Here is a 6,943-nt window from a genome sequence, read left to right on the forward strand (position 1 = left end):
GGGCGGCCTCCTGGATCAGGCGCGGCGGGTCCCCTGCAAAACAGAGGGTGACGACCAGCAGCCCCGCACCAAAGCTCGCATCGGCGAACGGCAGCGCCTCGCCGGTGGCCTGGACGAGCTGCACGTCGGCCTGGGGCCGATCCTTGAGCCGCCGGGCGAAGACGTCGAGGGCGGCGCGCGCCGGATCGACGCCCACTTCAAGGGCAAGCGCCTCGGTGAATCGGCCGGATCCCGCACCGATTTCGAGGAACGGGCGCGGCAAGCCTTCCAGAGCCAGGCGCACCGCCTGCAGCTCCATCTCGAACAGCACACGCCCTGGATCAGCCTCAAACCACGGGTCGTAGCGCGTGGCGTGCTCCTCAAAGACCCGGATACCGGGAGCGAGCTCGCGCGGCGGTTGCCAAAAGCTCTCCATGCCCTCTTCACCGCTTCTTCACGGGTTACCCGCCTGCTGCAGAATCGCCAGGCCAGCCTTGCGATGCGCCCGGAAGGGTGTACGCCAGAGTCGGAGGGGGTCCTGTCGCCCTGCCGTGACCCTACCTGAGCGACACCCAGTAAGCGGTGCGGTCGGGGTCGGCAGAGTGCCGCGTAGTCTGGCCTTGATCCCTCCGGCATAGATAGGGTCGGCCATCATCGGGCACGACACGGGAGAGCCTTATTTCCCCAACGTGGTCAAGAAAAAGACGAGTACCGGCACCCGCCCGGGACCCGGGGTGCGCTCGATAAGGTGCCAGGGCGGGCGCAGCCGTTTCTGACTGTCGCGCTCCGGGCGCCGGCTGCGGCCCTCTGCCCTGTGCCGCCCAGGGCTTGGGTTCGTAGACGATGAGGTCCGGTCTCCGGCTCAGGACTTCTTGCAGGTCGGGGGCGAAGTACGGCCGCGGCTCGTGCGCTCACCATGCTCATCCGCCACAAGGCGGCCGATTCCTGTGCATGGGGCAGCCCGATGACCTCCTTCTCATTACCGTCGGCGTTCTGGTTGCCGTGCGGCTCATCCCACCAGCGGTCATGGCAGAGGCCCCGGAAGGCGAGGAGGGAGTCGCCCTGCCAGTGAGCGGGGCAGATAGCGTCATCGTCGTGGTGCTATGGGCTGTCACCGCACTCCTGGTGGTGCGGGTCATTCTGTGTACTCACCTTCCGCAACTGGGCCAGCTTCTCCGTTAACTTTCGTCGCCTATGGCCGGACGGCGCGCACCCGGTACCTGCCTCATCCGGGGGACTGCGCCGAACTTGACAATCCCTTGCCCTCCTGCTGGGTGGGGGATACACGCTCAATGGCCCTGGCGCTCCGGTTCGGATGCAACCGTGAAGCGAGACCGTACCTCCTCCAGAACGGCGCGTGGGCCTAGAATGAACAGCATGTCGCCAGCCTCAACCGTCGTGCTTCCGGTCGGTACCCGGTACTGCCCGTCCCGGCTGAGCATGACAATGAGCGTTTCCTTCGGGAGTCCAAGTTGCGCCACGGGCTTTCCTGCCAGGGGAGACTCCAGCGGGACGGCCAGTTCCAGAAGCTCGCTGTCCATGGCTTCATTGGGTACCAGCTCCAGCGGCGAGCGCCGCCGGGCCCGCTCCGACGCCGCCACCCCCAGCCACCGCGCCACGTAGGGAACGGACGTGCCCTGTACGAGCGCCGACGTCAGCACCACGAAGAAGATCACGTTGAAGATGGTCTGCGCGCCCGAAACCCCTGCCAGCCTGGGCACCGTGGCCAGGATGATGGGGACGGCCCCCCTCAAGCCCACCCAGGCCACCAGCAGCGCCTCCCGCCACCGCAGCCCGAACCACGGCACGATGGCCAGCACCGCCGCCGGCCGCGCCACGAGCATCAAAAACGCCGCCAGCGCCAGCCCGGGGCCTGCCACCTGCACGAGCTGGCGAGGGAAGACCAGCAGCCCGAGGGTCAGGAACATGACGATCTGCCCCAGCCAAGCTAGCGAGTCGATGAAGCGCATCAGGAAGCGCCGGTACGGCAGCGTCGAGTTGCCGATCACCAGGCCCGCCACGTAGACCGCCAGGAAGCCGCTACCGCCGAGGGCGGCCACCAGGGCGTACACGAAGACCGCGAGGGTCACCGCGAGCAGCGGATACAGCGCCTCCTGTTCGAACCGCATCCGGTGAAGCAACCACAGGCCGGCCCGACCCAACCCGTAGCCGAGCGCACCGCCGAGGGCCATCTGCACCATGAAGGAAGCCGCCAGCCAGAGGGGAGACGTCTCGGGCGCCATGAGCACCTGGACGAGGGCAGCGGTGAGAAAGACCGCCATGGGGTCGTTGCTGCCCGACTCGAGCTCGAGCAGCGGCGCCAGGCGCCCCTGGAGCGCGACCTTCTTCGATCGCAGCACCATGAAGACCGCGGCCGCGTCCGTGGAGGAGATGACCGCTCCCACCAGGAGCCCCTCCCGGAGGCCGAAACCCAGGGCACCCGCCGCGAAGAGGCCCACCAGCGCCGCGGTGAGGGCCACTCCTGCCGTCGAGAGCGCCACGGCTGGCCACAGCACGGGCCGCACCTGGTGCCAGTCCGTGTCCAGCCCTCCGGCGAACAGGATGACGGTCAGGGCGCTGACCCCGAGGAACCGGGCCAGCCAGGGATCGTCGAAGTAGATCCCGCCGGGCCCATCGGATCCGGCCAGCATGCCCACGAGGAGAAACAGCGCCAGGGCCGGAACGCCCAGTCGTCCGGCCGCCCGGGCGAACAGCAGGCTGAGCCCGACGAGCACGGAAGCAGCCAGCAAGATTCGGTCGATGGGAATCGATTTTAGGGCCTCGTAGGTGTCGAACACCATCTAGACTCCCCCGGCGATTCTACCGTACCATTTTTGGCGGCACGCCGGCGCCGACGGGACAGGCTTTTGGGCGGGTGTCCGGGCAAAGGCTCGCCCTCGCTCGTATGGGGCTCGCTGGCGCTCGCTGTCGTCCGCTCCTCCCACTGGCGGTCATGGCGGAGGCCCGGGAGAAGGCGGCAACAAGGGTCGTCCTGCCAGTCAGCCGGGCAGGCGGCGCCATCGTCGTAGTGCTGTGGGTGGTGGCCGCACTGCTGGTGGCGTGGGCTGCGTTCCGTGCCCACCTTTCGTGACCGGGACAGGCTTGACGGGGTCACCCGCGCTCGACATATCATCCAATGGAAATATGATGATGCGGAGGGCATACCTGTGCTCTTACAGGCGCAATCCCAGGCCGTCGTCCTCAAGGCGAAGTTCTTCCGGGGTTTTGCCGACCCGTCCCGCCTGCGGATCCTGGAGTGTCTGCGGGGAGGTCCGCTCACCGTCGCCGCCATCGTTGAGGTAACCGGCCTGAGCCAGTCGAACGTCTCCAACCACTTGGCCTGTCTTCATGACTGCGGCCTGGCGACCCGTGAGCGCCAGGGTCGCCACGTTCTGTACCGGCTGAGCGACGACCGGGTGGGTGAATTGCTGGCCCTGGCGGAGGCGTTGTTGGCCGATGTGGCCCAAGGGGTCTACCTCTGCACCCGTTACGGCGAGGGAAGCGGGGAGCGGGAGGCCGACCATGCCGGATGATGTTACCCTCGAGCTTCGCATCCTCGGCATGGACTGCGCGGCATGCGCCCGCCACGTCCGCTCGGCCATTGCCGCGGTGCCCGGCGTCAAAGGTGTCGACGTGTGGTTGGCTACCGAAAAGGCCGTCGTACGGCTGGATCCCAAACAAGCCAACCTGGAAGGCATCCGGCAAGCGGTGCAGGCTGCCGGCTACACGGTGGCCGATGCCCCCGTAGGGCTCGACGGCCCTGTCGGGCGCGGGAGCTCTGACGCGGACGGCCCCGGGCCGACGGACGTCACAAGACCCGTAACCCGGCAAGGGGCCGCCAGACGCAGCAAGACAGGGTCTACCGTGGAGTCCTCTCGCGGGTCAGACGCCTTTGCGCGCCCGGCCCTGGCGCTGTTGGGTGCCGCGCTCGGCGCCGTGCTGTTCGTCGTGGTGGGGGAGTGGCTGGGGCTGTGGGAAGCGATGACCCGCCGCGTGCCCTGGCCGGTATGGCTGGCAGCCATTCTTGCCGGAGGGTTCCCCGTCTTCCGCAGCGTGCTGCGGGCGGCCTTCCGGCGCCGAGTCACCTCCCACACGCTCATGACGGTGGGCGCACTGGCCGCCGTCGCCGTCGGTGAATGGGCCACGGCGGCGGTCGTGGTCTTCTTCATGCGGGTGGGCGACTACGTGGAGCGCTTCACCACGGAAAGGGCCCGGCGCGCCGTGAAGACCCTGGTTGCGCTGGCCCCCCGCATGGCCCGGGTCGTGCGGGACGGCACGGAGCGGGAAGTGCCTGCCGACCAGGTGGGGGCAGGCGAGATCGTGGTCGTGCGCCCGGGCGAGAAGATCCCGGTAGACGGCGAGGTGGTGGCTGGCCAGGCCACCATCGATCAAGCGGCCATCACGGGCGAATCCATGCCCGTCGAGGTCGGCCCCGGCTGCGGGGTGTTCGCCTCCGCGCTGATCTGGCTGGGCAGTCTACGCATCCGGGCCACCCACGTGGGGCCGGATACCACGTTTGCCCGAATCATCCGCCTCGTGGAGCAGGCGGAGGCCAACCGGGCCGAGATCCAGCGCCTGGCGGACCGGTTCTCTGCATACTACCTGCCCGTGGTGCTGGTGGTGGCCGCGTTGACGCTGCTGGTGCGTCGGGACCCTCTGGCGACAGCAGCGGTGCTGGTCGTGGCCTGTTCCTGCTCCTTCGCCCTGGCAACCCCCGTCGCCGTACTGGCCTCGGTGGGCGCCGCGGCGCGGCAGGGGCTACTCATCAAGGGGGGCCGCTACCTGGAGCTTCTGGCCAGCGCCGACGTCTTGCTGATCGACAAGACAGGGACCCTGACCCTCGGCCGCCCGCAGCTAACCGACGTGGTGGCGCTGAACGGCTTTTCGGGTGCCGAGGTGCTGGCCCTGGCCGCATCCGCCGAGCGCTTCAGCGAACACCCCCTGGCCGAGGCGATCCGGGAGGCCGCCCGAAGAGAAGGAGTGCCGCTGGCGGAACCGCAGCGCTTCGAGGCGCTAGCCGGGGTGGGCGTGCGCGCGGAGTGGAACGGCCACACCGTGATGGTGGGAAAAGCTTCGTCGTCCAGGCCGAACGCGGGAAGCGAGCCGTCTGAGCACGCCGGTGCTGTTGTGGAGCTGCCTGACGAGGCCCTGAACGTCTTGCGCCGTCTCCAGGATGAGGGGAAAACCGTGATGCAGGTGGCCTGCGACGGCAGCGTCGTCGGGGTGCTCGGCGCTGCGGACCGGCTACGCCCGGACGTGCGGCAGGCCATCCAAAAGCTCAAAGCGCTCGGCATCCGTCATGTGGAGATCCTCACGGGGGACAACGAGCGGGTGGCATCCGCGGTGGCCCGCGAGCTCGGGATCGCCTACCGGGCCAACCTCCTACCCGAGGACAAGATGGCCGTCGTCAGGGAGTATCAGGCCCGAGGACACCGGGTCGTCATGATCGGCGACGGCGTCAACGATGCCCCCTCCCTCGCCCAGGCGGATGTCGGCATCGCGATGGGAGCGCTGGGGACCGACGTGGCCATCGAGGCGGCCCATGTCGTCCTGATGAACGATGACTGGAGCCTCGTACCCCGGGCATTCGGGATCGCCCGCCGGACCCTGCGAGTGGTCAAAGGGAACCTGGCCTTCACGGCCGCTTATAACCTGGTCGGGCTGAGCCTGGCCGCGGCGGGCTGGGTGCCCCCCATCTTGGCGGCCGCGGCCCAGTCGCTGCCCGACGTGGGCATTCTGGCTAATTCGTCCCGTTTGCTACAGCTTGGTCACGGACGTAGCGCCCCCGCGTCCTGGAGCAATAGCGAGAAGATGAGGGCGTAATAGTGCTGAGGCTCCCCAGGAGGGCAAGCGCTACACGGTGCAAACAGCCCAGGCGGACTATGATCCGCTTAGCATCGCAGGGCTTTGGATGCAGGGGATCGAGGAGCTCATGCCCCACGCGGGGTCGCTGCAGAACCGCGAGTACACCCTGCGTGGGATGGCCGGCAACATCCGCCGCCGCGATCCTTCGAGCGGCTACTGCTACAAAAACGGCGGCAAGCCTCCTTACGGATACCGGTCCGCCGAGGTCGACACCGGGCAGAGAGACCGCAAGGGCCGGCGGGTCATCAAGCAACTCTGGGAGATCGATCCGTCCGCAGCCGAGGTGGTGCGGCGCATCCTGCGCTGGCGGGGCGAAGGTCGTAGCTACCGCGAAATCCGGGATGCCCTAAACGCTGAGGGCATACCGTCGCCGAAGGGCGACAAATGGGCGGTGACGACCATTGTCACGATGTGCCGGGAGGACTGCGTGTTGCAGTACGCCGGCTACGGGATGTGGAACCGGCACTACATGAAGGGTCCGAAGCCCAGAGGCGTCAAGTTCAAGCCGCGTGAAGAGTGGGTGATCAAGCCCAACGCGCACCCTGCCATCATCAGCGAAGAGGAGGCCCACCAGGTCATCGCGCAGTCGCGGCGCCTGGCTGAGCGCAAGCGCTGGCGGCGCTCAACCGGGCGGCCGAGAGCCGGGACGCCGAGCAGCTCCGCCGGTTCGTGGCATCGTTCGTCCGCCAGCTCGTCTTCGACCCGGAGCGCCGGACCGTCGCGGCGACGTTCTGGCCTGACCCGCGAGGGGAACTGTCGCCGGTGGCCCTCCTGGCCCGCGTGGAGGCGGGAAGGAAATGTCGCGCCGACTTGGTAGCGCCAACGGGATTCGAACCCGTGTTTCCGCCTTGAAAGGGCGGCGTCCTTGACCGCCTAGACGATGGCGCCGGATAAAGAAAAACGACGGCGCTCACGTGCGCCGTCGGTATGATACCGGGCTGCGGAGCCGATGTCAAACGCGCTTTTTCATGGGTATGTGTCAAGTCCCGGTGGGGGCCTTTTGGTGACCCCGCCTGTTCCCTGCTATACCCTGGCCCCCCACGGCGCCGCCCAGGCCAGCCGGCTGCGCAGCGCCGCCCCCGTAGCGGTCTGGCGGGCG

7 protein-coding genes and 1 tRNA gene are annotated in these 6,943 nt (G+C 68.2%); 5 read left to right on the forward strand and 3 right to left on the reverse strand.

Annotation, left to right across the window (positions count from 1 at the left end):
* Positions 1-310: class I SAM-dependent methyltransferase (locus AB1609_12770; protein MEW6047334.1), on the reverse strand; the 310-nt coding region annotated here is incomplete at its 3' end.
* A 620-nt stretch (positions 311-930) separates the two neighbouring features.
* On the opposite strand from AB1609_12770, the gene AB1609_12775 reads away from it, so the two are divergent.
* A complete protein-coding gene (locus AB1609_12775) occupies positions 931-1,161 on the forward strand; it encodes a hypothetical protein (protein MEW6047335.1) in 231 nt (76 codons plus the stop codon).
* Positions 1,162-1,268: 107 nt separating this feature from the next.
* On the opposite strand, the gene AB1609_12780 is transcribed toward AB1609_12775, so the two are convergent.
* Positions 1,269-2,780, reverse strand: a complete 1,512-nt coding sequence (locus tag AB1609_12780) for a potassium/proton antiporter (protein MEW6047336.1) — start codon at positions 2,778-2,780, stop codon at positions 1,269-1,271.
* Between the two features lie 152 nt (positions 2,781-2,932).
* Between AB1609_12780 and AB1609_12785 the strand changes: the two genes are divergently transcribed.
* The 4 genes from AB1609_12785 (at position 2,933) to AB1609_12800 (ending at position 6,661) form a co-directional block, all read left to right on the forward strand.
* Positions 2,933-3,070, forward strand: coding sequence for a hypothetical protein (locus tag AB1609_12785; GenBank protein ID MEW6047337.1), 138 nt, complete (start codon positions 2,933-2,935; stop codon positions 3,068-3,070).
* 76 nt (positions 3,071-3,146) lie between these two features.
* Positions 3,147-3,512 carry a metalloregulator ArsR/SmtB family transcription factor gene (locus AB1609_12790; GenBank protein ID MEW6047338.1) on the forward strand — a complete coding sequence of 122 codons (366 nt, stop codon included), beginning with the start codon at positions 3,147-3,149 and terminating at the stop codon, positions 3,510-3,512.
* Entirely contained in the window at positions 3,502-5,802 is a 2,301-nt protein-coding gene (locus tag AB1609_12795; protein MEW6047339.1) for a cation-translocating P-type ATPase, read from the forward strand. The genes AB1609_12790 and AB1609_12795 overlap by 11 nt, the downstream gene beginning before the upstream one ends.
* A gap of 37 nt (positions 5,803-5,839) precedes the next feature.
* Positions 5,840-6,661, forward strand: a complete 822-nt coding sequence (locus tag AB1609_12800; GenBank protein MEW6047340.1) for a recombinase family protein — start codon at positions 5,840-5,842, stop codon at positions 6,659-6,661.
* Here AB1609_12800 and AB1609_12805 read toward each other — a convergent pair.
* Positions 6,656-6,732, reverse strand: a tRNA-Glu gene (locus tag AB1609_12805). The genes AB1609_12800 and AB1609_12805 overlap by 6 nt on opposite strands.
* Between the last annotated feature and the right edge of the window lie 211 nt (positions 6,733-6,943).

Source organism: Bacillota bacterium (genome assembly GCA_040754675.1).
In the GTDB taxonomy this organism is placed as follows: Bacteria; Bacillota; Limnochordia; order Limnochordales; family Geochordaceae; genus Geochorda.